The 26,263-nt window shown below is 61.0% G+C and carries 28 protein-coding genes and 1 pseudogene; 10 read left to right on the plus strand and 19 right to left on the minus strand.

Annotated elements, in window-relative coordinates:
* Positions 1-15: 15 nt before the first annotated feature.
* The 12 genes from CQ13_RS23750 to CQ13_RS43280 all read right to left on the minus strand — a co-directional run bounded on the left by CQ13_RS23750 (position 16) and on the right by CQ13_RS43280 (position 9,477).
* Positions 16-447, minus strand: a complete 432-nt coding sequence (locus CQ13_RS23750; RefSeq protein WP_057845265.1) for a hypothetical protein — start codon at positions 445-447, stop codon at positions 16-18.
* Positions 444-2,042, minus strand: a complete 1,599-nt coding sequence (gene ptsP, locus CQ13_RS23755; protein WP_057845266.1) for a phosphoenolpyruvate--protein phosphotransferase — start codon at positions 2,040-2,042, stop codon at positions 444-446. Before ptsP ends, CQ13_RS23750 begins: the two co-directional genes overlap by 4 nt.
* Before the next feature lie 5 nt (positions 2,043-2,047).
* Positions 2,048-2,362 carry an HPr family phosphocarrier protein gene (locus CQ13_RS23760; RefSeq protein ID WP_057845267.1) on the minus strand — a complete coding sequence of 105 codons (315 nt, stop codon included), beginning with the start codon at positions 2,360-2,362 and terminating at the stop codon, positions 2,048-2,050.
* Positions 2,355-2,756 (minus strand): dihydroxyacetone kinase phosphoryl donor subunit DhaM, encoded by a 402-nt coding sequence (gene dhaM, locus CQ13_RS23765; protein WP_057845268.1) that lies wholly within the window; start codon positions 2,754-2,756, stop codon positions 2,355-2,357. Before dhaM ends, CQ13_RS23760 begins: the two co-directional genes overlap by 8 nt.
* Positions 2,753-3,367, minus strand: coding sequence for a dihydroxyacetone kinase subunit DhaL (dhaL, locus tag CQ13_RS23770; protein WP_057845269.1), 615 nt, complete (start codon positions 3,365-3,367; stop codon positions 2,753-2,755). Before dhaL ends, dhaM begins: the two co-directional genes overlap by 4 nt.
* Entirely contained in the window at positions 3,364-4,371 is a 1,008-nt protein-coding gene (locus CQ13_RS23775; RefSeq protein ID WP_057845270.1) for an ABC transporter ATP-binding protein, read from the minus strand. Before CQ13_RS23775 ends, dhaL begins: the two co-directional genes overlap by 4 nt.
* Positions 4,364-5,461 carry an ABC transporter ATP-binding protein gene (locus CQ13_RS23780; protein WP_057845271.1) on the minus strand — a complete coding sequence of 366 codons (1,098 nt, stop codon included), beginning with the start codon at positions 5,459-5,461 and terminating at the stop codon, positions 4,364-4,366. The genes CQ13_RS23775 and CQ13_RS23780 overlap by 8 nt, the downstream gene beginning before the upstream one ends.
* Before the next feature lie 5 nt (positions 5,462-5,466).
* The gene (locus tag CQ13_RS23785) at positions 5,467-5,679 is read right to left on the minus strand and encodes a hypothetical protein (RefSeq protein WP_057845272.1); all 213 of its coding nucleotides are present in this window, start codon (positions 5,677-5,679) and stop codon (positions 5,467-5,469) included.
* Complete coding sequence (locus CQ13_RS23790; protein ID WP_057845273.1) at positions 5,676-6,629, minus strand: carbohydrate ABC transporter permease; 954 nt, start codon at positions 6,627-6,629, stop codon at positions 5,676-5,678. Before CQ13_RS23790 ends, CQ13_RS23785 begins: the two co-directional genes overlap by 4 nt.
* Entirely contained in the window at positions 6,626-7,585 is a 960-nt protein-coding gene (locus tag CQ13_RS23795) for a carbohydrate ABC transporter permease (protein ID WP_057845274.1), read from the minus strand. Before CQ13_RS23795 ends, CQ13_RS23790 begins: the two co-directional genes overlap by 4 nt.
* Before the next feature lie 109 nt (positions 7,586-7,694).
* On the minus strand, positions 7,695-9,026 hold the full coding sequence (locus CQ13_RS23800; protein WP_057845298.1) for an ABC transporter substrate-binding protein: 1,332 nt from the start codon (positions 9,024-9,026) through the stop codon (positions 7,695-7,697).
* A gap of 301 nt (positions 9,027-9,327) precedes the next feature.
* Positions 9,328-9,477, minus strand: a complete 150-nt coding sequence (locus tag CQ13_RS43280; RefSeq protein ID WP_156433836.1) for a hypothetical protein — start codon at positions 9,475-9,477, stop codon at positions 9,328-9,330.
* Positions 9,478-9,572: 95 nt separating this feature from the next.
* Here CQ13_RS43280 and CQ13_RS23805 point away from each other — a divergent pair, with 95 nt between their 5' ends.
* Complete coding sequence (locus CQ13_RS23805; RefSeq protein WP_057845275.1) at positions 9,573-10,523, plus strand: PDR/VanB family oxidoreductase; 951 nt, start codon at positions 9,573-9,575, stop codon at positions 10,521-10,523.
* Here CQ13_RS23805 and CQ13_RS41400 read toward each other — a convergent pair.
* Entirely contained in the window at positions 10,446-11,030 is a 585-nt protein-coding gene (locus CQ13_RS41400; protein WP_082637604.1) for an MSMEG_1061 family FMN-dependent PPOX-type flavoprotein, read from the minus strand. The two genes, CQ13_RS23805 and CQ13_RS41400, sit on opposite strands and share 78 nt — an antisense overlap.
* 9 nt (positions 11,031-11,039) lie before the next feature.
* Positions 11,040-11,177, minus strand: a complete 138-nt coding sequence (locus CQ13_RS43285) for a hypothetical protein (protein ID WP_156433837.1) — start codon at positions 11,175-11,177, stop codon at positions 11,040-11,042.
* A gap of 351 nt (positions 11,178-11,528) precedes the next feature.
* On the opposite strand from CQ13_RS43285, the gene CQ13_RS23810 reads away from it, so the two are divergent.
* The 8 genes and pseudogenes from CQ13_RS23810 to CQ13_RS41405 all read left to right on the plus strand — a co-directional run.
* Positions 11,529-13,100 carry a winged helix-turn-helix domain-containing tetratricopeptide repeat protein gene (locus CQ13_RS23810; RefSeq protein ID WP_057845299.1) on the plus strand — a complete coding sequence of 524 codons (1,572 nt, stop codon included), beginning with the start codon at positions 11,529-11,531 and terminating at the stop codon, positions 13,098-13,100.
* A gap of 274 nt (positions 13,101-13,374) precedes the next feature.
* Positions 13,375-14,124, plus strand: a complete 750-nt coding sequence (locus CQ13_RS23815; RefSeq protein ID WP_057845276.1) for an SDR family oxidoreductase — start codon at positions 13,375-13,377, stop codon at positions 14,122-14,124.
* A 191-nt stretch (positions 14,125-14,315) separates the two neighbouring features.
* On the plus strand, positions 14,316-15,266 hold the full coding sequence (locus CQ13_RS23820) for a helix-turn-helix transcriptional regulator (protein WP_057845277.1): 951 nt from the start codon (positions 14,316-14,318) through the stop codon (positions 15,264-15,266).
* A gap of 260 nt (positions 15,267-15,526) precedes the next feature.
* A complete protein-coding gene (locus CQ13_RS23825) occupies positions 15,527-16,357 on the plus strand; it encodes an alpha/beta fold hydrolase (protein ID WP_057845300.1) in 831 nt (276 codons plus the stop codon).
* A 53-nt stretch (positions 16,358-16,410) separates the two neighbouring features.
* Positions 16,411-17,616, plus strand: coding sequence for an NAD(P)/FAD-dependent oxidoreductase (locus tag CQ13_RS23830; protein WP_057845278.1), 1,206 nt, complete (start codon positions 16,411-16,413; stop codon positions 17,614-17,616).
* Between the two features lie 109 nt (positions 17,617-17,725).
* Positions 17,726-18,643, plus strand: a complete 918-nt coding sequence (locus CQ13_RS23835) for an MBL fold metallo-hydrolase (RefSeq protein ID WP_057845279.1) — start codon at positions 17,726-17,728, stop codon at positions 18,641-18,643.
* 130 nt (positions 18,644-18,773) lie between these two features.
* Positions 18,774-19,535: an SDR family NAD(P)-dependent oxidoreductase gene (locus CQ13_RS23840; RefSeq protein WP_245309281.1), complete on the plus strand. Its 762-nt coding sequence runs from the start codon at positions 18,774-18,776 to the stop codon at positions 19,533-19,535.
* Positions 19,536-19,804: 269 nt separating this feature from the next.
* Positions 19,805-19,918 (plus strand): annotated as a pseudogene (locus CQ13_RS41405) (IS5/IS1182 family transposase); the annotation flags it as partial.
* A 607-nt stretch (positions 19,919-20,525) separates the two neighbouring features.
* Here the strand turns inward: CQ13_RS41405 and CQ13_RS41410 are convergent.
* From CQ13_RS41410 to CQ13_RS46830, 3 genes are all read right to left on the minus strand, one after another.
* A complete protein-coding gene (locus CQ13_RS41410; RefSeq protein ID WP_197427414.1) occupies positions 20,526-20,708 on the minus strand; it encodes a hypothetical protein in 183 nt (60 codons plus the stop codon).
* Positions 20,709-22,634: 1,926 nt separating this feature from the next.
* Entirely contained in the window at positions 22,635-23,132 is a 498-nt protein-coding gene (locus CQ13_RS23855) for a hypothetical protein (RefSeq protein ID WP_057845283.1), read from the minus strand.
* Positions 23,133-23,147: 15 nt separating this feature from the next.
* Entirely contained in the window at positions 23,148-23,339 is a 192-nt protein-coding gene (locus CQ13_RS46830) for a septal ring lytic transglycosylase RlpA family protein (protein WP_347337052.1), read from the minus strand.
* Between the two features lie 519 nt (positions 23,340-23,858).
* On the opposite strand from CQ13_RS46830, the gene CQ13_RS23860 reads away from it, so the two are divergent.
* Entirely contained in the window at positions 23,859-24,230 is a 372-nt protein-coding gene (locus CQ13_RS23860; RefSeq protein ID WP_057845284.1) for a hypothetical protein, read from the plus strand.
* A gap of 656 nt (positions 24,231-24,886) precedes the next feature.
* On the opposite strand, the gene CQ13_RS23865 is transcribed toward CQ13_RS23860, so the two are convergent.
* Positions 24,887-25,417 (minus strand): DinB family protein, encoded by a 531-nt coding sequence (locus tag CQ13_RS23865; RefSeq protein ID WP_057845285.1) that lies wholly within the window; start codon positions 25,415-25,417, stop codon positions 24,887-24,889.
* A 296-nt stretch (positions 25,418-25,713) separates the two neighbouring features.
* Complete coding sequence (locus tag CQ13_RS23875) at positions 25,714-26,136, minus strand: hypothetical protein (RefSeq protein WP_347337053.1); 423 nt, start codon at positions 26,134-26,136, stop codon at positions 25,714-25,716.
* Between the last annotated feature and the right edge of the window lie 127 nt (positions 26,137-26,263).

Consider the following 26,263-nt stretch of genomic DNA (forward strand, 5'->3'; position numbering starts at 1 on the left):
GTCCGGATCAATCCATCAGCCGACGCTCTCGGCGTAGCGCGCGAGCTGCGCCGCAAAATCGATGACGAGTTGTTCGAGCGCGCGGTTCTTCTTGTCGTCGCCGAGATCCGGCACCGTCACCGCGATAGTGCGCGTGCGCGCTTCGCGATGGGATGTGCGCAGGCGGCCGGGATGCGCGCGTCCGTAGGCCTCCAGGAATGCCGCGCGCTCGGCGCCGGACAGATGGCAGACATCGAAGATAATCGCGACATGTTTCGCCGGAATTGGCACCGGATAGGCCGGATTGGTGATCTGGGTCACGAAGGAGCGGTTCTTGCCCAGTGCCGCCGCGAGCTTGAGCCGGGTCCCGGAAGGCCGGTTGTCGAGTACCCGCCGCAGGATGAGCTTGTAGTCGGCGACATTGCTGTCACCAGGCCCGCGGGTATCTTCGCGTGCTTCGTTCGTCATGACCCTACCTTTGCGATCGCCGCCTTGAGCCGCGCTACCGCAACCGGTGCCACCGAAAGGCTCGTCAGTCCGGTCGCAAGCAGCGCCTTCGTCAGGCGGGTGTCGGCGGCAGCGTCGCCGCAGAGCGAGACCTCGACATCGAGCTTGCGTGCGGCCTCGACGGTCCGGGCGATCAACGTCAGCACCGCCGGATGGCCCGCATCGTTGAGGTCGGCGACCGAACCGATATCGCGCGCCGCAGCCATCGTATACTGGGTCAGATCGTTCGATCCGATCGAATAGAACGCAGCGTCGAAATCCTCGGCGCAGAGCGCGGCCGCCGGAACCTCGATCATGATACCGAGCGGCGGCCGGGCGCAAGCGGTCCCTTCCGCCCTGAGCGCCGCGAACTCGGCGTCAAGCATGACACCTGCACGATCGAACTCTCCGGGAACGGCGATCATCGGCAGCATCACTTTCAGTACCCCGTGCACCGCCGCGCGCGACAGCGCCCGCAGTTGCACGCGAAACACCTCCGGTCGCGCAAGCGAGAGGCGAATGCCGCGAAGGCCGAGAAACGGATTGCTCTCACCATCGATCGTCAGGCCCTTGATTGGCTTGTCGCCGCCGGCATCGAGGGTGCGGATCGTCACCGGCCTTCCCTGGGCCCAGTCGAGAATGCGCCGATAGACTGCATATTGCGTGTCCTCGTCGGGCAGGCCAAGAGACGTCTCGAACAGAAATTCGGTGCGCACAAGACCAATGCCGTCGCAGATTGCAGGATCGAGGCCTGCAAGGTCTTCAGGGGCGGCAATGTTGAGCAGAACCGCGATCCGCCGGCCGTCGGCCGTATAGGCAGGCGCAAGCCTGGCGCTCTCGGCGGCGGCCAGCGCAGCGTTCGCAGCCGCCATGCGCTGCTCGAACAGGCGACGCGTTTCCGGCTCGGGATCGAAGATCACGCTTCCTGCATCGCCATCGACCAGTGCCAACGCCGGCGGCTGCCCGTTCCACGACAACGGACCGAGCCCGACGACCATGGGCGCCCCGCGCGCCCGCGCCAACATCGCGACATGCGAGGAAGGTGAGCCCCCGGCCAGCGCGATGGCGCCGCCGTGTGACCAGTCGGCGGCAAGAAAAGCGGAAGGCGTGATGTCGTCAGCCGCCACGATCGAGCCACCGGTAATCCTGGCGACGGTGTCCACGCCGCTCAAATGCGCGAGCACGCGATCGCGGATGTCGACGATATCGGCGGCACGGGCACGGAAATATTCATCTTCGGCAGCGCGATAGCCAGCTATCTCCACGTCGAGTGCCAAGCGCCAGGCATGGTGGGCAGTGATCCCCTCCGAGATGACCTCATATGCCGCATCCGCCAGCGCATCATCTTCAAGCATGGCGACCTGGAATTCCAGAATGTCGGCCACCTCGCCCTGAATCGTCTTGATCTGCTCGGCGATCTCCGCCCTCGCGCCTTCAATTGCCGCCCGCAGTGCCGCCGCCTCCTGCGCGGGATCGTCGCTCGCCGCCCGCCTGACCACAGCCGCAGTCAGCATGGTGACCGGCCCGATCGCGAGACCCGGTGAGGCAGCACGGCCGATAAGATGGATCTCTGCCACCGCGATCAGGCCTCGCCGAAACCGTCATGCACAAGCGCAAGCACGGCAGCAAGCGCTGCCGTGCCATCGGGGCCGGTGATGCGGAAATGCAGCGTCGCTCCCTGCGGGGCCTTGACGCGCATCACCTTTACCGGGCTCTTCGCATCCGTCCAGGGACCGTCCGGCGCAAGCGCGAGTTCGATCTTCGCCGCAAAGCGTTTCGCGCACTGCGTGAGCTTGACCGACGGCCGCGCATGAAGACCGACGGCATTGACGAGAACCGCCGAGGCCATCAGCGGCACGAAGGCGTTAGACGCCCGGCTGGCGTTGACATCATGCATAGAATTCCTCCGCGCTACGTTTGACGGCAGCAAGTGACGAACCGCCCGAGGACTCGGTCGCTGCGATCACGGCGCCCTCCACCACCGGCGCATTGCAGACAACGACGCGCGCACGTCGATCTTCGGCCAGCATCTCTACCGCCATCTCCGAATTCGTCTCCGCCCCGCCAAGATCGACCAGGATCGCCACGCCGGCCGACGACCAGGCCGCCTCGATTGCCTCGAGGATACCGGCGACATTGGTGCCGAGCCCTCCATCGGTATCGCCGCCGGTCCAGGCGAGCGGCACGGCATTGCCTACCATCTGACGCACCATGTCCGCTGCGCCTTCCGCGATTTTGGAGGAATGCGAAACGATGACGATGCCGACATTGCCGGAACTTGAATTGCTCATGAAATTGCCTCGAATTCCAGCGCAGCAACCGCTGCGCTGATCAGGAGGGACGCCGAGCGGGAGCCCGGGTCCATATGACCGATCGATCTTTCGCCGAGGAAGGACGCCCGGCCGCGGGTCGCAAGCATCGGCGTCGTGCGATCGGCGGCCTGTGCCGCCTCGGCCGCAATCGCCCCGGCGTCGCCGCCCCCAGCCAGTACGCCTTGCACCGGCACCAGAACATCCAGCAGGGTTTTCTGTCCGGCTTCCGAACGCCCGCGCGTCTTGACAGCGTTGATCGCCTGGTCGGTGGCCGCGACCAGATCGGCGCGTGCCGGCGCTTCCGGAAGCGCCTTGCCGAGCTCCATGAAGAAAGTGCCGACCAAGGGCCCGGAAGCGCCGCCAACCTTCATGACCAGCGTCATTCCAATCGACTTCAGCATCTCCGGCAAAGATTTGTCCGCGAGGCCGGGCAGTGTCGCAAGCACGGCCTCGAAACCGCGCTTCATGTTCAATCCGTGATCGCCGTCGCCGATCGCCTGGTCGAGGCTGGTCAGTTCCTCGGCGTGTTCGATCATCGATGCTGCGAGCGCCCGCACCAGTTTTTCCCTTGCTGCCCGATCGAGACTCATGCCGCGACCCTCCCGCCATCTGCATCGAAGAACAGCGGCTTGTTGAGGCGAAGCGAGACGATATCCCCGGCGCCGAGCCTCGCTTCGGGGTCGGACAACGTCACGACCGATTGGCCGCCAAGGTCGAGATGGAGGTGGCTCTGATCGCCGAGATGTTCGATCCGCTTGACGGTCGCCTGAACATCGCCGACGCCGCACGCGATCGTAAGGTGCTCGGTACGCGCGCCGACGGTCCTGGCACCGGCCGGCGCTCCGGCAAAGAGAGCCGCCGGCAACAGGTTGATCGCCGGCTGGCCAAGCCGCGCGGCGACATGGGCGTTGATTGGGTTCTCGTAGATCTCGCGTGGTGTTCCTATCTGCAGCAGCCGCCCGCCCTCGATGACGCCGATGCGCGACGCCATGGTCATCGCTTCGGTCTGATCATGGGTGACATAGAGGATGGTCGCGCCGAGATCGGTCTGGATACGCTTGAGCTCAAGCCGCATTTCGCCGCGCAACTTGGCATCCAGCGAGGAGAGCGGTTCGTCCATCAGATAGATCGCGGGCGAACGCACCAGGGCCCGGCCGATCGCGACCCGCTGCATCTGTCCACCCGACAACTGCGTTGCCTTGTTCTCCAACTTGGTTTCGATGTGGAGAAGACGCGCGACCTCGCGCACTTTTGCGCGGATCTCGCCTTCCGGGACGCGGCGGATCGGCGCGCGTAACGCAAAAGCCATGTTCTCGAACACGCTCAGATGCGGATACAGCGAATATTGCTGGAATACGAAAGCGATGTCGCGATCGGCCGGCGCATTGCCGGTCACGTCGCGGCCGCCGATCCGGATCGAACCACAGTCCGGCATTTCCAATCCGGCGATGAGGCGTAATGTCGTCGTCTTGCCCGCCCCCGTCGGCCCGAGCAAGGCAACGAATTCGCCGTCGCCGACGGTCAACGACAGGTCGATGACGGCCTGCGTCTTTTTGAACGCCTTGGAAGCCGCCCTGATCTCGACCTCAGCCATGCGTGCCTCCCTCATGCAACACGGTGCGGACAGCCCTGCCCGACGTCTTGTCGAAGATCGACAGCGTATCGGGCCGGAAGTCGAGCCCGACATTCTCTCCGGTCCGGAACGACACACTGGCAGGCGACCGGGCCTTCAGCGCGCCATAGCGCGTCGTCACGGTCACGATCTGCGTGGTGCCTAGATACTCCGACCCATAGACCTCGCCACGCAGGACGCCGCGATCGGAAAAACGCACATGCTCGGGCCTGACCCCGAGGACGAGATCGCTTTCCGGCAGCGCCTCACGCGCCGCGGGAACGGTGACGTCGCGACCGCCGAGCCGGACTGCCTGCGCGCCGGCTTGCAGGCTGCCGCGGAACGGCAGGAAGTTCATCGGCGGCGAGCCAATGAAGTCCGCAACGAACAGCGACGCGGGCCGGTCATAAATATCGCGTGGGCTCGCGATCTGCTCGACGACGCCGTTGTTCATCACGGCGATCATATCAGCCATCGCCATGGCCTCGAGCTGGTCATGCGTGACATAGACCGTGGTTGCTCCGAGCCGGTCATGCAGCGCGCGCAATTCATGGATCATCGCCTCGCGCATTTCGGTATCGAGTGCGCCGAGCGGCTCGTCCATCAGGAAACATTTCGGCTTGCGCACGATCGCCCGCCCAAGCGCGACACGCTGGCGGTCGCCGCCGGCAAGACCCGACACGGGACGGTCGAGAAGATGCGAAATGCGCAAGATGCGCGCCACCTCCACCACCCGCCAGTCCGCCTCCGCCGCGCCGATGCCCTCGCACTTCAAGGGAAAACCGATGTTTCGCCGAACATTCATGTGTGGATAGAGGGCGAAGAGCTGGAACACGAAGGCGATGTCGCGGGCCGATGCGCGGTTCATCGTGACATCCTCGCCATCGAGCCGGATGGTACCGGCCGTCGGTAATTCCAGCCCGGCAATCATGCGCAGGGTCGTCGTCTTGCCGCAGCCGGAGGGCCCCAACAGGCAGAGGAACTGACCGTCTTCCACGGTGAAGCTGGCTGCCTTGACGGCATGAAAATCTGCGAACGACTTGTCGAGCGCTTCGACTCTTATTTGCGCCATCCGCCCTACTCCCTGACCTTGGAGACGATGGTGAACAGCACTGTGCCGAACAGCGTGGTCGCGAACGACCAGGAATAGAGCGTCAGCGAAACCGGCTGCATCAGCATGACGACGCCCGCGGCAATAATCGTCGTCGCGATGGCTTCCAGCGGACCGCGCCGCAGAATTCTGTCCGCGAGGCTGCGACCCGGCATTGGGGTATGGGCATCGAGGCTCATTTGCGCACCGCTCCAAAGGTGATGCCCCGCAGCAGATGCTTGCGCAACAGCACCGTGAACACGACGATCGGTACCAGAAACAGCGTCGTGCCGGCGGCGACCGCGGGCCAATCCTGCCCGCCTTCCCCGATGATGATCGGAATGAAGGGGGGCGCCGTCTGCGCATTGCCGGAGGTCAGTAGCACCGCGAAGGCGTATTCGTTCCAAGCGAAGATCAGGCAGAAGATCGCCGTTGCCGCGATTCCCGTCGTTGCCTGCGGCAGCACCACCTTCACGAAGGCCTGAAAGCGGGTATAGCCGTCGATCATGGCCGCTTCCTCGTACTCGCGTGGGATCTCGTCGATGAAACCTTTCAGCAGCCAAACGGCAAGCGAGACGTTCACCGAAGTATAGAGCAGGATCATGCCGAGCCGCGTGTCCGACAGCCCGATGGTGCGGTACATTAGATAGATCGGGATCGCGACCGCGATGGGTGGCATCATTCGCGTCGACAGGATGAAGAACAACAGATCGTCCTTCAGGGGCACGCGGAACCGCGAGAAACCGTAGGCCGACAACGTTCCGAGCGCGACCGCGAGCACGGTCGAGCCAAAGGCGATGATCAGCGAATTGACGAAACGCGGCACGTAATTCGACGGTCCGGCGACGACCATATTGCGACTGCGCGCAATGTCGTCGCAAAGCCCTTGCGGCGGTCCAAGCGTGCGGATGAATTCCGGCGTCTGGCGCGAGCGCGTGGTGAAGAGATTGCAGAAGCCTTCGAGCGATGGCGTGAAGAAGACCTTGGGCGGATAGGAGATCGCATCGTCCGGCGACTTGAACGAGGTGAGAACGATCCAGACCAGGGGGATCATCGTGATCACGGCGTAGAGAACCACGAGTGAGCCCGCCAATCGCCTGGTATTGCGCGATGGTTCGACGACGGAATGGGCTGTGTTGGCGATGCTCATCGGCTCTTCACCCGGTTCAGCGCCTTGACGTAGATGTTGGCTAGTCCAAACACCGTCACGAACAAAATGATCGCGAAGGCCGAGGAATAGCCCGTCCTCCAGCTCTCGAAGGCCGCGCGCTTGAGCGTGATCGAGGCGACCTCCGTGGTCGAACCTGGTCCGCCCCCGGTGAGCAAGTTGACCATGTCGAACATCTTGAAGTTCTCGATGCCGCGGAACAGCACCGCGAGCATGATGAACGGCAACGCCATTGGCAGCGTGATCGACCAGAATTGCCGCCATTTCGACGCGCGGTCGACCTCCGCCGCCTCGTAGATGTAGTCCGGAATCGATCGCAGGCCGGCAAGGCAAATCAGCATCACGTAAGGAGTCCACATCCAGGCATCGACGATGACGATTGCCCAGGGACTGAGAGTCACGTCGCCCAGCATCTGGAACGACGATGCGGAGCGGCCGGTGACGAAAGCGACCACATAGTTGAAAAGCCCGATCTGCGGCTGGTAGAGAAACGTCCAGAAATTGCCGACCACGGCCGGTGAAAGCATCATCGGCAGCAGAATGATCGTGGTCCACATGCCGTGGCCGCGGAATTTTTTGTCAATCAGGAAGGCAAGACCAAAGCCAAGCACGGTCTCGATGACGACGGTCCAGAACACGAAATGTGCCGTCACCTGCATCGCCGCCCAGATGTCCGGATCGGTCAGGATCGTCTGGTACCAATCGATCCCCAGCCACTTCACCGGTGCGTTCGACCGATTGGCCCGATAGTTGGTGAACGACAGATAGATGGTCCAGACCAGCGGGAAGATATTAATCGCCAGCAGCAGCACGATCGTCGGGGTAATGAAGAGCCAAGCGAGAGCCTTGTCGGACAAGCCCCGGACACGGCGCACCAAGCCCGGCTGCAGGGGCACAGCGCCGTAGGTGATCCGCGATGAGGCACTCAAATCATTCATGGCGTCGGCTGGTCCTGATGCGCCGCGATCGTCGGCTTCGGAGGAGAGTCCTGGTATTGCGGAAAAGAATGGCCTGGAGCGCGAGCGAACCGCGCTCCAGGCCGCTATCCTAGAACTTCTTGCCCTCTTCCTTGAAGATGGCTTTCCAATCTTTCACCAGCCCGTCGAGCGCTTCCTGAGCAGTCCCCTTGTCGGCGACCACGTAGTCATGCACGCGCTTCTGCTCGGCCTGCAGGAGTTGCGCGTAGGAGGGCTCCGCCCAGAAATCGACCACCATACCCATCGACTTCAGGAACTCCTTGGCGAACGGCGCGCTGTCCGGGAAGCTCGGGTCGTTCAGCACGGATTTGGCGCAGGAATAGCCGCCCAGCGCCCACCACTTCTTCTGCACATCCCCGCCAGCGAACCATTTGATGTATTGCAGCGCTTCACCCTGGTTCTTGGAATAGGAAACGACGGAGATGCCCTGTCCGCCGAGTTGGGTTGCCTGGGTGGTAGCGGCGGGATTGGAGAAGAAGCCGATCTTGTCGCCGCCGACATTGGGGTCCTTGTAGAGACCCGGGAAGAAGGCGAAGAAGTTCATCTGCAGCGCCACCTGGCCGGACTTGAACGCATCAAGACCTTCCGACATGTAGGAGTTGGAAGCACCGGGGGGCGTGCAGCACTTGTAGAGTTCCTTGTAGGCTTCGAGGCCCTTGACGGCACCCGCCGAGTTGACGAAGCCATCCATTGCATACGGCTTGCTGGGGTCCTGATATTTGAAGCCATAGTCGTAGAGATAGTTCGAAACGCCCATGGTGATGCCTTCCGAACCGCGCTCGGTATAGATCGATGCACCATAGACCTTCTTGCCATCGATCTCGCGGCCCTGGAAGAACTGTGCGATGTCGCGCAGCTCATCGAGCGTCTTCGGCACAGCGAGATCGCGGCCATATTTGGCCTTGAAATCCTTCTGCACGTCGGGGCGCGCAAACCAGTCCTTACGATAGGTCCAGCCCACCGCGTCGCCCATGGCCGGCAGCGCCCAATAGTTCGGCGTGTTCTTCGGCCACTGCGAATAACCGACCACGGTGGCCGGCATGTAGTCGTCCATGCTGATTCCTTCCTTCTTGAAGAAATCGTTCAGCTTGACGTACTGGCCGTTCTCCGCGGCGCCGCCGATCCATTGTGAATCGCCGATGATGAGATCGCACAGCGACCCCCGTGAATTGAGTTCGTTCAGAAAGCGATCGGCATAATTGGTCCAGGGCACGAATTCGAACTTCATGCCGATCCCGGTCTTGGCGGTAAAATCCTTCGACAGTTCGACCAGCGCGTTGGCCGGGTCCCATGCGGCCCAACACAGCGTGATGGTTTTACCCTGCGCTTGCGCGGGCGTGGTCGCCGCTCCGATGCAGAGCGCGGCGGCAAGTGCGCCGCCTGCAGCAAAGAGCGCCTTCATGCTATTGTTCATGCGCATTTCCCTCCTGTTGAACCGGCCATCGACATGGCGCGGCGTTCCTGCCCGCTCGAATGCTTCGAGCAGTGCGACACAGTCCTTGACGGGCTAAGTGACTAAACTGACGTTCCCTCGCGCTACCCGGATTCTTAAGGACCGGCAAAGCTCGATTTGTTTAGTAAAACATAAATTACTAAACATTGCAAGCGACCTGTCGCCGGGGCTCTCATGTGGTTTCCCAGCAAGCTCGTGGCGGCCGGACACAACTCACAAAACAATTAGCTCGGACGCTATAGCGGCGGTATCAACTGCGCGCGTCCTGCTGGCGCTCCAATTTCAAAGCAATTTCATTTTGCTTCGCCAATTCAACTTCGGGATGGCGTCGCTCGAACGAGTCGTTCTGTATGTTGGAGCTTTTGACGAAGATCGAAAGCGCGCTGCGCAAATCGGGCACGGCGCCGCTTCCTTGATGAGGCTCCGAGTTGCTACGTTACCAATATGATCGAACGAGAGCTGCGACTTCCGCGGCCGTGGAGACTTAGCTGACTGATGGCTGGCCTGCCTGTACGTGGCATCAAGACGGTCGTTGAGGCCATCGAAGATAGTGGCCCCGGCATCAGGATGTACACCCTGTGCGATCCGGACCGTTGGGAGCTTCCTCCCTTCAGGCCCGGCGCACATATCGACATACATCTGCCTGGCGGCCTCGTCCGCACCTACTCGCGGTGCAACGATCCGGCGGACAACATGCGCTATGTCGTTGCGGTCAAGCGTGAAGCGGACGGCCGGGGTGGATCTATCGCCTTCCACGACCGGCTGAGAGCTGGCGACACACTCGTCGTGTCGCTGCCGCGCGGCGGCTTGCAGCCTGACGGAGCGCCTCACGTGACATTCGTCGCCGGTGGTATCGGCGTTACGCCGCTCCTGTCGGCTGCCAATTACCTCGCGCGGCGCGGCGGAGATTTCACGCTATATGTCGTTGTGCGTGGCGAACCACCGCTCGCCACGATGCTCGCGCCGCATCGCGCGAGCGGCCAAGCAATCGTCTACGATACAGGCGTGTCCGGCCGCCCCCCGCTTGAGGCACTGATCGACGCCGCACCGCGGGAGGCGATGCTCGCGTGCTGCGGGCCACTTGACATGCTGAATGCCTTCGAGCGGGCAACACAAGGCTGGCCGCCCGAACGAGTTCACGTCGAGCGCTTCGTGCCGCCACCGCTACCTATCGATCCCGAGGCCAAGCCCTTCAAGCTGGTCCTTGCGCGCTCGCAGCGCGAGATCGAGGTGGCGCTCGGCGAGAGCATGCTCAACGCACTGCTAAGTGCCGGCATCGACATTCCAGCCTCATGCTGCGGCGGAATCTGTGGTGCGTGCCGTATCGATTGGCTGGAAGGCACGCCCGTGCACCGCGATCGCGTGCTTTCACCGGCCGAGCGTGCGCGAAGCCTCATGGCTTGCGTAGCGGGCTCCGCGGAAGAGCGGCTGGTCGTGGACCTCTAGTAAAGCCCGCGTTCGGCCATCACCTGTGTCTGCCGTTCGTTCTCTTCGCGCGTCAGTCCTTCGACGTGGTCGAGCAGCATTGCTGGGATAGCTCGGCAAGATCGCGCGGTCGATGTGTTTGTCCGGGTTCCTGAGTTCGGAACGCACCAGCGCCTTGGCACAGTGCAGGAATGCCTCCTCGACCGTCACAACCAGTCCGACCTTGGGTGCGCGGTTCTGCATAGCGCTCGGCGTCAGCAGCCGCGCGTCGTCCGTAATACGCGCAGTGCCATTGATGCGTAACGTCTCGTTCATGCCGGGTACGAGAAAGAGAATTCCGATGCGCGGATTGACCAGCAGATTCGACATGGCGTCGAGCCGGTTGTTGCCGACCCGGTGGGGCACAAGAAGCGTGCGCGTATCGAGGATGCGAACGAAGCCGGGCGGATCCCCGCGCGGAGCGGCCCCAAAGGTCTCGCGAATGTCAGTTTTTGGTTGTCTCTGCCGCGGGGAGCCTTTGTAAGACAGGTACGGGAGTCACTGGTCGGTTTTGCGTGAATCGAAGAGGTCCACCACGTCGCCGAGTGTTAGACGCACCAGTAGTGCTGAAAAATTTCGCTCATAAGCTGAAGAGGACTTTTTCAACGGCATCTGCCAACAGGCGACATCGGACAAGAAAAAAGGCCTCCTATCGAGGAGACCGTAGTTAGGCGGTTGTATCCCGGCGAATTGGCCCAATCCTTTTTCGCTGATGACTGGAAATTCTCAGGACCGCTGGAGCGTGTCTCTTGAGGGACCTGGAGCGCAAGGGACAAAATTGGCCGAGCTTCGGAGGCACGATGTCTACAAGACGCCCCGTGTGCCGTGTGGCCCGATCGCAGGACCGAAAGCGAATCGCGCTGCTTCAAGAAATCTAAATATATTACCGATTATCGACGTGCTCTCAATGCCTTGACTTGCCGGTGGTGGTGCTTTGGCGCTATGCCGCAGTGTTCGCCACCCGTGCATGCGACCAAAGGGCCCAAGGTGCAGTTCCTGTTTGCCGACTACGTACTCGACCTTAATCGGCGGGAGCTCACCCGCGGCTCGGCCGCAATTGCAATTGGCCCAAGGGTGTTCGACCTGCTGGTCTACCTGGTGCAAGCCCGCGACCGCGTCGTCACCAGGGATGAACTGCTGGACACCGTGTGGAGCGGGCGCATCGTCTCTGAATCAACGCTCACCAGCCATATCAACGCGGTGCGCAAAGCGATCGGCGATAGCGGCCAGGAACAGCGCCTGATCCGAACGATTGCCCGCAAGGGCCTCCGGTTCGTGGGCGAGGTTGAGGCAAGAGGCCCCGATAGCGCTATCGTCCGAAACGCGGAGCAGGCTAACTCGAATGAGCGCCAGGAGCCGTCTCTTCCTGACAAGCCCTCGGTTGCAGTCCTGCCGTTTCAGAACCTGAGCGGTGATCCCGAGCAGGAGTACTTCGCCGATGGTGTTGTTGAGGACATCATCCTGGCCTTGTCGCGGATACGCTGGCTGTTCGTTATCGCCCGGAATTCGAGCTTCACATACAAGGGCAGGGCCGTGGATGTCCGACAGGTGGGGCGCGAATTGGGCGTGCGATATGTGCTTGAAGGCAGCGTGCGCAAGGTGGCGACAAGGGTGCGCATCACCGGGCAACTCATTGATGCGACCAATGGCGTGCATCTCTGGGCCGAGCGTTTCGAAGGCACCCTCGACGACATCTTTGAACTGCAGGACACGGTCGCCGCAGGCGTCGTTAGTGCGATCGCGCCGCAGCTTGAGCTTGCCGAAATCGAGCGTGCGAGCCGAAAGCCGACCGAAAGCCTCCACGCCTATGACTATTACTTGCGTGGATTGACCAAGTTTCACCTTGCGAGCAGGGCCGGCCTCGATGAGGCATTGCCTCTATTCTACAAGGCGATCGAGCTCGATGCGGAGTTCGCCTCCGCGTATGGAATGGCGGCCTGGTGCTACTACTGGCGCAAGATGAATCGTTGGCTCAACGATCGCGAGGCAGACGGCAACGAGGCTGCGCGATTGTGCCGACACGCCGTGACGCTGGGAAAGAATGACGCGGTCGCTCTGACCAGAGGCGGGCACGCATGGCCTCATTTTGGCGGTGACCTCGAAAGTTGCGTCACCTATGTCGATAGGGCCATGGTGCTCAATCCCAATCTCTCGACGATCTGGTACCTCGGCGGGTACCAACGAATTTCCCTTGGCAGACATGATAATGCGATCGAATATTTCACGCGTGCCATGCGCCTCAGTCCGCTGGATCCGGAGACATTTCAAACGCAGACCGGAATCGCAATGGGGCATTTGTATTCCGGGCGATTTGATGCGGCTGTCGCCTGTTTGGAGATGGCATGGCGGGAGGTACCGAATGTGCTGCGGGTTGCGGCCTTTATGGCCGCAAGCCATGCGCTGGCAGGCCGGGAGGAAGAAGCGCGACAAGCCATGCACCACGTGCGTCGGCTCGATCCCACGCTCCGCATTGGCAAGCTCGATGACTGGCTGCTGGTCCAACCGAGGGATTTCGCGGTAGCAGTGGAAGGTCTGCGAAGAGCGGGATTGCCGGAGTAACGGCACCGCTTGCTCCTGCTTCTACCCCCCGAAAGATCAGAAGATCGAAAAGCCGCGGTCCAACCGGGATGCGTCCGAATCGTCTTTGTGCCTGCCCGCGTCAGACAATAATCCTCAAATGAAATTGGCGCTTCCGCGCGCCGCTTGGACAAATTTCCAAGGTAAATCCAATCGCAATCCAACATGGCTGCAAGGCTTTTCGGCCAGCTTGGGCGCAATCTCCCCTCGCTTTCACAAGCAAGGCCATTGGTGGCCCGAAAGTCGAGGGAAAGTCATGAAGATTGTCATTATTGGCGGTACCGGGCTCATCGGAACGAAGCTCGCGAGCAAGCTCCGTCAGAAAGGCCACGAGGTGATCGCGGCATCTCCCTGTACGGGCGTCAACACGATCACGGGCGAGGGTCTCGACAGGGCGCTTTCGGGCGCCGCGATTGTCGTCGATGTTGCAAATTCGCCCTCCTTCGAGGACCGCGCGGTTCTGAAATTCTTCGAAACGTCAGGCCGCAATCTTCTCGCCGCCGAGGCCGCCGCCTCAGTACGCCATCATGTAGCGCTGTCCGTTGTCGGAGTCGACCGCCTTTCGGAAAGCGGCTACTTCCGCGCCAAGCTGGTGCAGGAAAGCCTGATCAAGGCCTCGAAGATTTCCTACACGATCCTGCGCGCGACCCAGTTCTTCGAGTTCGTCGGCGGGATCGTCGATTCTTCTGCCGATGGACAAATCGTCAGGCTGTCGCCTGCCCTGTTTCAGCCCGTGGCTTCGGACGACGTCGCTGCCGCCCTGGCCGACGTCACGCTCGGCGTTCCGGTCAACGGCATCGTTGAGCTGGCCGGACCGGAACCGTTCACTCTCGATGACTTCGCCCGGCAATATCTGACGGCGACAAAGGACCCCCGCAAGGTCGTCGCCGACATCCATGCTCGCTATTTCGGAGCAGAACTGGACGATCGGTCTCTCACGCCGGGCCAGAATCCCCGGCTCGGCGCCGTGCGTTTCGAGGACTGGCTGGCCGGGCTCCGCCAGTGACGGGCACGACCAAGGCCCACAAATCGATACTGACGACGCCCGGCGCATCGCGAGCAAGACAGGGCCCGCGCGTCTGCTTGCCGTTTCGTCGTGGATAGCGACGAAAAGAACCTGACCATTCCGGATCATGACGACTAGCGGAAGCTTGCTCGTCATACCGCACCCGGCCCCCCTTACACGAGCACAAAACCATGAGTAAGCCGATCTTGCGCGATCCTTCGGAAGATCCGCCGGCCGCGTCTGAGGCGCGCCAGAGCAACTCGCCGATTGCCGATGGGCGTCCTGCCGATGTGGAGATGGCACGCGTGCTCAAGACCGCGCCACTTCGCATGGCTTCCGATCCGTCCAGTGGCGCGATCGCCTATTGGAAGCATGATCCCCTGCACGACGTCGTCGAGCCGATGGCTGATCACGTCATCATGACTTACCCTGCCGGCTCACAGCGGCTGGAGCGGCGCACCGGTAAATCAGCAGCGATTACGACGGCGCGTCCCGGGGTTGTGACGGTCATCCCAGCCGGCTCGACTTCCCGGTGGGACATTCACCAGCCCATGCATGTCGTTCAACTCTACCTTCCGCACAGAACGCTCGAGCGTGTTGCCGGCGAAGCCGGCACGGCCGCTCCCAGCGATCTGCTGGAAAGAACGGGACATCCCGATCTCATTACATCTCGATTACTCCTGAGTGCGGCGGATGTGCTTGAGGGCAGTGAGGCCCTGGACGCCCTGTTCAGGCAGCAGCTAACGGATCTTCTGGCCACGCGCCTCCTCGCTGCGCACACCGGCTCGCCAACCACTTTCCAGCCGACCATGGGGGGCCTCTCGCCCACGGCGCTGCGCCGCGCCGTCGAACGCTTGCGCTCCGACAGCGATGCGGACGTCTCCCTTGCGGCGCTGGCTTCGGATGCCGGCCTGTCACGCTTCCACTTCTGCCGTGCCTTCAAGGAAAGCACCGGGCTTTCGCCGCATGCCTGGCTGCGCCAGCACCGACTCGAGCAGGCCATGAACATGCTGCGCGACACCGACGCGTCGGTCGTGTCGGTCGCCGCCGCGCTTGGTTATGCCTCCCAGACCGCCTTCGCTGCGGCGTTCAGGCGGCTGACCGGAGAAACCCCGAGCGATTGGCGACGACGCTTTCGGTAACAGCAATCGCTCTGCGATGACAGCAATCGCGCTGGCGCAGCCGCAGGACTGGTTCGTTAAGACATCACGGAGCATTCGCCAACACCAGGGAAGACAAGAAAATGGTCAGCAACAAATCCATCAGCCAGCTTGCAACTACTTCGCGCCGGAAAGTGCTCGCAGGCGCGCTCATTTACGCGACTTCGCTCACCGTCCGCCCCTCTTCGGCGACCGGCAAGGAAAAAGACTCTTCGACACTCCCCGCTCAAAGGACTGATCCCATGACCTCCGTCACCACCAAGGATGGCGTACAGATCTTCTACAAGGACTGGGGACCGAAATCCGCCCAGCCCATCGTCTTTCACCACGGCTGGCCGCTGAGCTCCGACGACTGGGAGGCCCAGATGCTCTTCTTCGTCGGCAAGGGTTATCGTGTCATCGCCCATGATCGCCGCGGCCACGGTCGCTCGAGCCAGGTGAGCGACGGCCACGACATGGACCACTATGCCGCCGATGCCGCGGCGGTCGTCGAGCACCTCGATCTTCGCAACGCCATTCACGTCGGCCATTCCACCGGCGGCGGCCAAGCCGCGCGCTACGTCGCGTGTCACGGCAAGGATCGCGTCGCAAAACTGGTCCTGATCAGCGCCGTACCGCCGTTGATGCTGAAGACGGAAGCCAATCCCGGCGGCCTGCCAATCGAAGTGTTCGACGGCCTACGCCAGCAGCTCGCCGCCGGCAGATCGCAGTTCTATCTCGATTTCGCCAGCGGCCCGTTCTACGGCTACAACCGTCCGGGCGCCAAGGCATCGGAAGCAATCATCTGGAATTGGTGGCGCCAGGGCATGATGGGCGGCGCCAACGCGCACTATGATGGGATCAAGGCGTTCTCGGAAACGGACTTCACCGAGGACCTGAAGAGCATCACTGTGCCCACGCTCGTCCTGCACGGTGACGACGACCAGATCGTGCCCGTCGCCGATTCTGCGCCGCTGTCGGCGAAGCTGCTGAAGCGCAGCACTCTCAAAATCTACGAGGGGCTGCCGCACGGTATGTGCACGACCCATGCCGACCTCATCAACGCCGAGCTGCTCTCGTTCATCGCGGCCTAGCGCCTTCGCTTACGTCTTTTCATCGAAAACATTCAAAACCAGGAGCAAACCACATGCGACTAGTCATCATAGGCGCCGGCTTCGCCGGCATGTACGCCGCACTTTCCGCAGCCCGGCTGCGCGACATTCAGGGCGTTTCGCCTGACGATCTCGAAATCGCACTGATCGCACCGGAGCCGACGCTGGTGGTCCGCCCGCGGCTCTATGAGCCGAAGCCGGAAACCCTGACCGCGCCGCTGCTTGACGTCCTCAAGGCGATCGATGTCGACTACATTCAGGGCAGCGCCGAGACGATCAACACCGATGCTCGAACGGTGCAGATCACGACTCCAAAGGGCCCGCGAAAGACTCTGTCCTACGACCGTCTCGTGGTGGCCACCGGCAGCCGCCTCTTCCGCCCCAACATTCCGGGCCTTGCCGATCACGGCTTCAGTGTTGACTCGCTCGATGACGCAATCGCGCTCGACAAGCATCTACACAGCCTGGCCGACCGGCCGGCCATCAACGGGCGCGATACGGTCGTCGTCGCCGGCGGTGGCTTCACAGGCATCGAGGCAGCAACCGAGCTGCCCGCGCGCTTGCGCGAAATCCTTGGCAAGGACGCCAAGACGCGCGTGATCATCGTCGACCGCAACAGTGCGATCGCTCCCGACATGGGCGAAGGCCCTCGCCCAATAATCGAGGAAGCGTTGCGCAAGCTCGGCGTAGAGACCCGGCTCGGGGCCGGCGTCGCCTCGCTCGACAAATCCGGCGTCACCCTGTCGACCGGCGAACACATCGAAACCGAGACAGTGGTCTGGGCGGCCGGCATTCGCGCCGCGCCGTTGACGGCGCAGATTCCGGCCGAGCGCGACAATTTCGGCCGGCTGCTGGTGGATCGCGATCTGCGCGTGCCGGGTGTCGCCGGCGTCTTCGCCACCGGCGATGCTGCGCGGGCCGCATGCGACGACGAAGGCAACTACGCCCTGATGTCGTGCCAGCACGCCACGCGGATGGGCGCCTTTGCCGGCAACAATGCCGTCGCCGAACTCCTGGGCGTTCCGACCAGGCCGTATCACCAGAAGGCCTACGTCACCTGCCTCGACCTCGGCGAAGCCGGCGCTCTGTTCACGCGCGGCTGGGAGCGCAAGGTCGAGATGGTCGGCGACGTCGCCAAGAAGACCAAGCAGGAGATCAATACTGTCTGGATCTACCCGCCCCGCGCCGAGCGCGCCGCGGCGCTCGCATCGGCCGATCCGGAGCGCGTGACCAACCTCTAGACGCCCCAAGCGATGGCGGCCGCGCTCCCCTGGCTGCGCGGCCTGCTCAACCAAGACCGGCCAGAACCAAGACCAACCAGGCGCCTTTACCTTGAAACAGGAGACGAACATGAACCTGCATAACACCTCATACCCCGTTACATCGGGACCCGAAGAGCTCGTTCCGTCGCGCTACGCGCTGAAGGTCGGCGACATTGACGTGCTGGTGGTCAGCGATGGCGTGCTGCCGCTCCCAACCCAAATGTTGGGACACAACGCCGACCCGGCCGACCGCGCGGCCTGGCTGAAAGACATGTTCCTGCCGCAGGACGCGTTCGACTGGGCGCTGAACGTGGTCGTGGTGCGTAGCGGCGGCAAGACCATCCTCATTGACGCTGGACTAGGGTCCGATCCGGACTTGAACTTGCCGCGGGCCGGCCAGTTGATCAAGCGACTGGAGGCCGCCGGCATCGATCTTGGGTCCGTGACCGACCTGGTGCTGACCCACATGCACATGGACCACATTGGCGGGCTGCTCGTCGAGGGGGTGAAGGAGCGACTGCGTAAAGACCTGCGGATCCACGTGGCGGCCGCCGAGGTCAAGTTCTGGGAGTCGCCCGATTTCTCCCACACCTCCATGCCGCAGGGTTTCCCGGACGCGCTTCGGTCGGCCGCCACGCGGTTCGTGAGCGAGTACGGGAGCAACCTGCGGACGTTCGATGAGGAGCACGAGATTGCGCCGGGCGTGGTCGCCCGTCGCACCGGCGGTCACACCCCCGGGCACAGCGTGGTCCGCGTGGCGTCCGGCGGCGACGGGCTGACGTTCGCCGGCGACGCCGTGTTTACTGTCGGGTTCGAGCAGCCCGACTGGCACAACGGTTTCGAACACGACCCCGAAGAGGCGGCGCGCGTTCGGGTCCGTCTTTTGCGGGAGCTGGCTAAGAGCGGCGAGATGCTGGTGGCCACTCACCTGCCGTTCCCGTCCATCGGCCGGGTGGCGGCCGACGGCGACGCCTTCCGTTTCGTACCGGTCTTCTGGGACTACTGACCGCTCGTTGGGCTAAGGCCAAACCAGGGCGCGTTTGAATTCGCGCCCTGGTTCAATACCTCGCAACCACTGAGCCGCTGAAACCGAAGCGGTCGTTTATGCCCGCTTTGGCCAACTTCGAACTTTACAGATGAGTCGAACGAACATGCAGAACGAAAAAGTCATGATCATAACGGGCGGCAGCTCCGGCATCGGTCGGGCGGCCGCGCTCCGTTTCGCCAACCAGGGCGACAAGGTGCTCATCACCGGCCGCCGCGCCGGCCCCGTCGAGCAAACGGTGGCGGAGCATAAGAATATCGCGGGCATCGTTGCGAATACCGCCTCTGCTGAAGACGCCAAGCGGACCATCGCCACGGCGGTCGACAACTGGGGCCGAGTGGATGCGCTCGTCAACAACGCCGGCGCGGGCGCCATCCTTCCGTTATCGGATGCGACAGCCGATCGGATCATAGACATCTTTTCCGTCAATGTGCTCGGTCCGAGCCTGCTGGCCCGCGCCGCCCTTCCTCACCTGAAGGCGACGCAGGGCACCATCATCAACATCTCCTCGACCTTCGGTCACCGGCCGGCGGCGGGACTATCCCACTACGCCGCCAGCAAGGCGGCGCTGGAACACCTGACCCGCTGCTGGGCGCTAGAACTCGCGCCGCTCGGAATAAGGGTGAATGCGGTCGCGGCCGGGCCCACGGAATCTGGCGCCTTGACCGGGATGATGGGCCTATCTGCGGAACAGGCAGAAGCCGTCAAGGAAGACGAGCGCGCACGGATTCCGCTCGGTCGGCGCGGCGTTCCCGACGACATCGCGGAATGGATTGTCCAGCTTGCGGGCCCCGCCTCGCAATGGCTGACGGGCCAGGTTCTCGCCGTCGATGGCGGCTTGGGACTGGCTTAGTTTCCGCGCTGCCAATTGCGGTCCCGACCTAATTTACTTCTCTTTCCGATTAAGGGGCGATAGTTCGGGTGAGTTAGTCTGGGCGCCCAAAGCTGCGGTGAGCCAAAGCCCGTTGTCTGTAAGGGGTCGTTCGCTACAGGGGCGAACGAGTGGCAAGTCCAGCCATGTCCGTAAGTAAATTCAGAGCATTAGCGACTGCGCGTTGGTCATGGCGAGTTGATGGCGCTGCTTGAGAAGTGATTCAATCTCCGAAACCGGAGCCTCGAATCATGCGCTACGAACTCAGCGACTATGAATGGACCGCGATCAAGCCGATGCTGCCCAACAAGTCGCGCGGCGTTCGGCGGGTAAATGACCGTCGCGTGCTCAATGGCATCTTTTGGAGCGAGGCCCGCCTTTCGTCCATTAGCCGACATGCAAAGCGCTGACGCCGAGGTCCGCTTCTGCAATGTGGCCTCACCGATCCTGATCGGGGTGCACCCACTTGTAAGGCGTGACCTCCCGCTGCTCCGTCAACTTGATCATGCGTCAGCCAATGTCGGCTGCGGGTCAAAAGGCGACTTCGCTCGGCGACCGGGCTACTTCCGCTTATCCCCCAAAGCCGACAATACTCGGACAAGCAGGCTGCATTTGCCGCTACATCGGATTCGGATTCCCCTTATGCACGGTCGCCACCTCTCGCCGCCAATGGATCAGTGAAGGTTGAACAGCTCTCTCACTAGCTGTCCAGAAATGATGTTAGCGAATGACAATTTGGTGGGCGGCGGTTCGATTGTCGTGGGTTACTACTCGCCACCACAATTGTTCGTGCAGATGTCGGTAGTTTGGCTGCAACCTTGACCACCCGTTTCTTCTTGGCCTTTGACTTCTGTTCAACGGCAATAACCGTTGCTCGAGAAGTTGTCAGCGCAGATGATTGCACTTGCGCAGGCGGTTCGGCTGGGATTGCCTCCGCGGCCAATGTTGGCGGCGTGTTCGCAAAGCCTAGTATTACCTTCGATGGCCCAAACGGATGCCGAGCTTCAATGCCTTCTGACGCAGCGAACCTACCGTTCTCTTTGTCAGTTTCGCGATCCTCATTACTGGCGTTTTTGCTTTCGAATGAGCACGTAATTCCTTCACGTCGGCTTTGGTATATTCCCGTCGAACAATCTTCTTTGATTTCTTGGCCACTTCGATCTCCTTTGATTCGAGCGGCCTTCTACCACAATAGTTCGACAAGGAAACCGAAGGCGCTGCGCTAGAGCAAGCGCGATTCAGTGTAGCAACGGAGACACACCCTGCGGTAGCTAATGATGTGTCCGTAAGCAGCATCGAAGCTCATCAATACATCTGGCCAGTACAATCGCCTGCGCCTTCAGCCCGTCAAGCACTGGGTCCGTTCGTCCGCCTCCTTCAATCTCTTCTATACGGGCGTTGAAGCTGGCAAGCTCGTCTTCGAGTCCATCGATTTCTTGTTGAGTGAAGACCTGGACCGCTTCCTGGAGTCTTGAGGATGCGTGCAACAACACATGTCGGTGCTGACCCATCGTTTGTCCCCCCAATAACCTCTAATCAGTACTTTGCGCTCCGGGCAGCGGAACTGATTCGATGTCAGCATTGTACTCTGACTCAAGTCGGGTGGCAGTAACGGCTTGTCGCTGCCGGCACAAGGCGCTGCTGTTTGGCTGCCCTAAGTGTCAGGAGAGTTCTTCGCGGCAAGCGGCAACTCGCAACGGTCCGCGAGCCGCGAACTCGCCTAATTCGTGGTCCATCTCGCGCGAACCAGCAGTATGAGCGCACCGACAACGGCTGCAGTTCGGCGATGCGGCAGCCGCGGCGAGACCCGCGAAGGCCAAAGCCCGTGTGTCAGCTCCGCCAATGTCATCTCGTAGAAAGCGCGGCCGGGCGCACCATCAGCCGGAAGCCATTGTGCTTGATTTGGTGAACCCAGAATCGTTTGCAGCCTTCTTCTTCAGCGCTCTCCGCTTTTTGGTTGCGGTCTCGAGTGACCTCAGCGGCTGCAGTTGCGTGTTGAAGGCGCTTTTCAGCAAACTCTCGAGACCGCCCTGATACTCGCATTCGCTAATCCGATCTTTCTCTTTCATCTCCCACCCCTGCTATCAACGGCCTATTGCGCAACACGCTTCCTGACGATCATCCGCGTCGGGAGAAAAGATCGCGCGGTCCGTTGGGGCTGGCAAAAAACGGAGCCGTGCGGGTCATCGCACTACACACTGTTGGAGGATCGGAACGTAGGCAATCAGGCTGCGCTGGTGATCAAAATTAGTTCGGCTCAATATGCAACGCAAGGTTCCTTCGTGGGACGGAGCACGGAGATGCACGAGTTGCGACAGCGCCGCTGCCCGATCAGCACGCCGACGCACTGCAAAAAACGAGTGGCTATCGCGTGGCTCGCTCATCGCGCTGCTGCGGTGCGCTTCTCGCCTTTGGGGCCACAAGCGCATCTACCTTCTACTGATAGGCGGTGCGCGCCTGCCTCTTCGCGTTGGCCGGCTCCTGGCCTCGTTAACCAAGCTAATCACACAGCCATAATCTAGACCGATTCGATCGTGACCCTTTGCGCTCTATCCGCGCAGGAGCGAGCCAAGTGGTTCGGACCGTCGCGCTTGGAATAGTATGTCTGGCCGGGCTGGGTGCGATTGCCGCAGCTGCCAAGCGGCCAGCGCTGCTGCAGCCGGCCGAGATCGTTTTTCCGAAAGTCGCCGGCAGCAAAACCGATCGCTTGCCACTTATTTTCCGTCGGGACACGCACACCGAGAGTGAGAAAGTGGATGTCGTGTACGTTCCACCTGTCGAAGACTTAGCCCCTTCGAACCAGTCAGCGCCTCCATAGAAGGCTGTTGACTCGCCGCCTCCCCGTCTCGTCTCTCGTCATTGGCACGATCCGCATGACCGGAAGTCTTTTTGAGGCGACCAAACAGAAAGCCAGTGCATCAAGGTCGCCAACGAAGAACTCAGCTGGCCGGGTGCCCAAACGGGTTACTGCTGTGAAAGAGCGTCGTTCAGATGGCTTGGATCCGCTGTTGAGAAAGCTGAACCTATCGCCAAAGTGCGAGTAGTGACGTCGGTTCATCGGGCCTACCGCTCAACTACACTTCAAGAACCCAAAGCAGTTGATATTTCAGTAAGCGTCGCCTTTTCGGCGTCACTTACTTGAACGCCACCGATTCCGAATAGACCACCGCCCTCACTGGCCGCTTCAGCGGTGCTCTGACTGATCTGGCGAAGCCAAGCTTTAAACGCAGCTGCATCGTCTGGAGCTTTTGCATCGAGCAGCGCAGAAACCTGTCGTAACGAGCCGATGGCTTTGAGCTTGAGGTCTGATGGCTGACTAGCCGCAAACTTTGCTTTGAGACCGTCTCGCGCGGCGCTTCGTCCCTCGCTGTTAGAAAATTCGGTGACTACGGCCTTTACTAAAGCGTTTGTGTTGGCGCCGGTTATCGCTTGGGTGAGCGCAGTGCCTCCTGCGAACGATTCCTTTAGAAGCCCCCAAAGCCCGCTCGGATCAGCAGCCGTGACGGCCATCCCAGCTATCATTGGGCTTTCCAGCAGCAACGTCCATTCTTCCTTGGTAAAATTCGTCTTGTCAGCCATTGCTTCCTCCGTATGCTACCGCAGAAAAACTCTTGCCGTGCCGCCCATCCCGATCTCGCGCGACGCTCCGTAACTGACATCAATGATTTTGCCGGTTCGACGTGAAGGCCCGCGATCATTGATGCGGACTTGCACAGAACGGCCGTTTGCAAGGTTAGTTACCGTCACATTGCTTCCCATTGGTCTGGTGCGATGAGCAGCTGTCATGGCAAGCGCGTTGAACCGTTCGCCACTTGCTGTCTTGCGCCCGTGGAATCATCTCCATGACCATAGTGCGAAGCACGGCCTTGCTCAGCCGAGGCAGGTGCTGACAAGGCGCACAACAACGCAACAATTATACCTGACCGGATCACATCGATCTCAAAAGGTCGCAAAAATCGTGCACGACCAATCGGCGACGGACAACTTCGTTCCCCGAACGACCGATTGAATGTCAATAGCCGATAGAACATCCACGACACCGCTATGGATCCTCCTATAGGACAAGGAGCCGTCCGCTTAATCCAGGAGGGCGCCACCCTGCGCACTTGACGTTGAGGGAGGCTTGGTTGCATGCCTTCCGAGGAACCGTCCCGGCAGAAAGCCGTTTCCTTTCTGGTGTTCTGTTTCGCCATAGGACATCCTCTTGAGCCAGGTGAGCGAAGACCATGCATCTTCGTGCACCTGGCTGCCTTGAGATGGGCCTCAGCGAAGGACTAGGCCTGTCACTCAACTGCAGGAGTGATCATGGACACCGAAAAAAACGACTCTGAGAAGACCGAGGCAGCCGAGCAGCCGCGTAAGCCGATCGTCGACCAGATGACGGATCTCGCAGCTCAGGCCGCAGGAACGCTGGCCGAAACGGCGGTTAAGGCCGTGGCAAAGCGTGCTAAAAAGGCCGTCGCCAAACGAACGCCCGCACCGGTAAAGAAGGCAGCGAAGGCAGTTTCCCGAGCTGCAAGAACTCCGCAGAAGCGGGCGAAGAAGGCCGCAAAGAAACGAGTGAAGAAAGTAAAGAAGGCCGTTTCCAAAACCGCCAAGAAATCACCAAGAAAAGCTTCGAAGAAGCGATCAAAGAAGAAACAATCAAAGAAGACAAGCCGAAAATCCCGCAGGTAGCTGCGCTGGCGGCTTGTTATTCCTCGGCAGTGTTTCGGCATTTCCAGGCCATCACGGCCGCCATCGATGAGTGCGCGGAGAAGGCGCGGGGTAATTGTGTTGCCCGGGTGCCCAGGCCCTACAACGCACGGTTTGATCAGTCGTAAGACCGTAACACACGAGCGGGCGCGTCTAAGAGATCAAGACGTCAATAGTTGGCTGGCGTACTGGTACCTATATAACCCCGCGGCAAGGATCGGCGGGCGTTCGTAAAACAAAGGCGGCGCCGAGTAAATCTGAGTGGCCAAAATCACAGGAGCGAACCGGCCTCCCAGCACAGTGGGAGTACACGGCGTGTGGTGCAAAGACCTCTTTGAAATTTACGCAACAACTAGGATGTGAATTCCGGATAGCCAAAACCGACGTTTGCGTCGCTAAGGAGGCCACGACGATGCCGATCCCGTGGTACCAGCACCTCGGCTTTGACGGCTGCTCTAGTCACAGTGGTAGATGCACCTTTATTACCAATACCGCGTGAAAGATCTCGACCGTCGGTGGTTCGTTGCGGGATGTTCAGATGTTCGCTGGACATACGAATCTTCAGACCACGCAACGATATATCGAGGCCAATCCGGAAGCGCAGGTTCGGAGCGTTGATCTCGTCTAGGAGATCTGATTCAGGGCTGGATCAGTTTCGCCAAGTCGGGCGCGGTGGTGCCGCGCTGAAACGCCAACAGATCAAGGGACGGGGGCTCGCCACCGGTCAAAATCGACAAGCAAGCATGGGCCTGCCCGCGATGATGGGTCTGATGATTGAACAAATGCAGGAGTATGTCCGCAACGGCTTGGGAGTGGGGCATGCCCGACGTCGTCCTGTAACTGTGGATGCTGGCCAGCGTAGCGTCGTCATACGAATCGACCATGCAGATGAGCCTATCATCTTCAGCTATGCGCGCTCGGGCAAGCTCGGCGCGATCTTCGAACAGGATGGCATTCAGTCGGCTGGGATGGTCGCCCTCCCCAGTCAGTCGTTTCAGCCAGATACGATCCGTCAGCAGCAGATGGTTCAAAGTGCCATGCACACTGGAGAAGAACACGCCAATGTGCAGCCGGTAGGCCTGATCCGACAAATCGAGTGCGGCGGCGTACAAGCGGGCGTTAGCCCACTGGTTATAGGCAGCAAGCTGTTGAAATATACGTTTTGTCATCAGTTTGATCCGGATAGCCGGACGTCAGTATAGCCGGATCGCCACCAAAAGCGGACGGGATGCTGAAAAAATTGAGACCCGCCGGCGCCTGCCAACGGGCCTAGGTCAGCATACGAGGGGGGGCTTACCCTCGCGTGTCGAGAGACACACCAAGATTGGATGCCTTCACAGCGGTCGCTGCGACGGTGCGCTTCAAGGCTCGCGCAATCTTATCTACCCCAGCCTTCTTTTTGGCGAGCCCCTTGAGTTTATGGATATCCGTCGCGGTCCACTCTCGCCGTTCCGGTGTTTTCCTCTTAGCCATTTGCACTCCAAATTTTAGGAGTTGGCCTTCTACCATTCCATTCCGGTTTCGCAAGCTTAACGATCGCTATCGTTAAGTCGTCGTGGTTCCCTTGTCGGTGCCGCTGGTCATCTGCTTGAACTGCTCGGCCGCGGCTCCAAACTGCGACCTTAGGAATTCCGACTGAAGTTGCATCACTTCGCTTGACATCCTTGGCCTGCATAAGCTTGCGAGCGTGGTCAAACGAGGCCTTCAAGTTTGCCTCCGTGATTACTAGAGCCTGCTTGGCGACGTCCGTCATCGGTCCCGGCACCATGGCCACAGAATTGCCGGCCGACTGCATAAAGGATGAGATCGCCTTCTCGGCTTGATCGACGCTTTGTTCGGCGAATTCTCGAACCTGTTGCGGCACTTCCAACTTGAGCTTGGGGTCCATCATACCTCTCCTCGCATTTTCGTACAAAGCGCCGCCGAAACGGTGACCCGATCCTAAGCTTCGGTTCTTGCGTCGTAAATTGAATTCCAGCGCACACCATAGGCTACTGGTATCCTGGCATCTCAGT

Origin of the sequence: Bradyrhizobium retamae (genome assembly GCF_001440415.1) — a bacterium.
Taxonomy (GTDB): domain Bacteria; phylum Pseudomonadota; class Alphaproteobacteria; order Rhizobiales; family Xanthobacteraceae; genus Bradyrhizobium; species Bradyrhizobium retamae.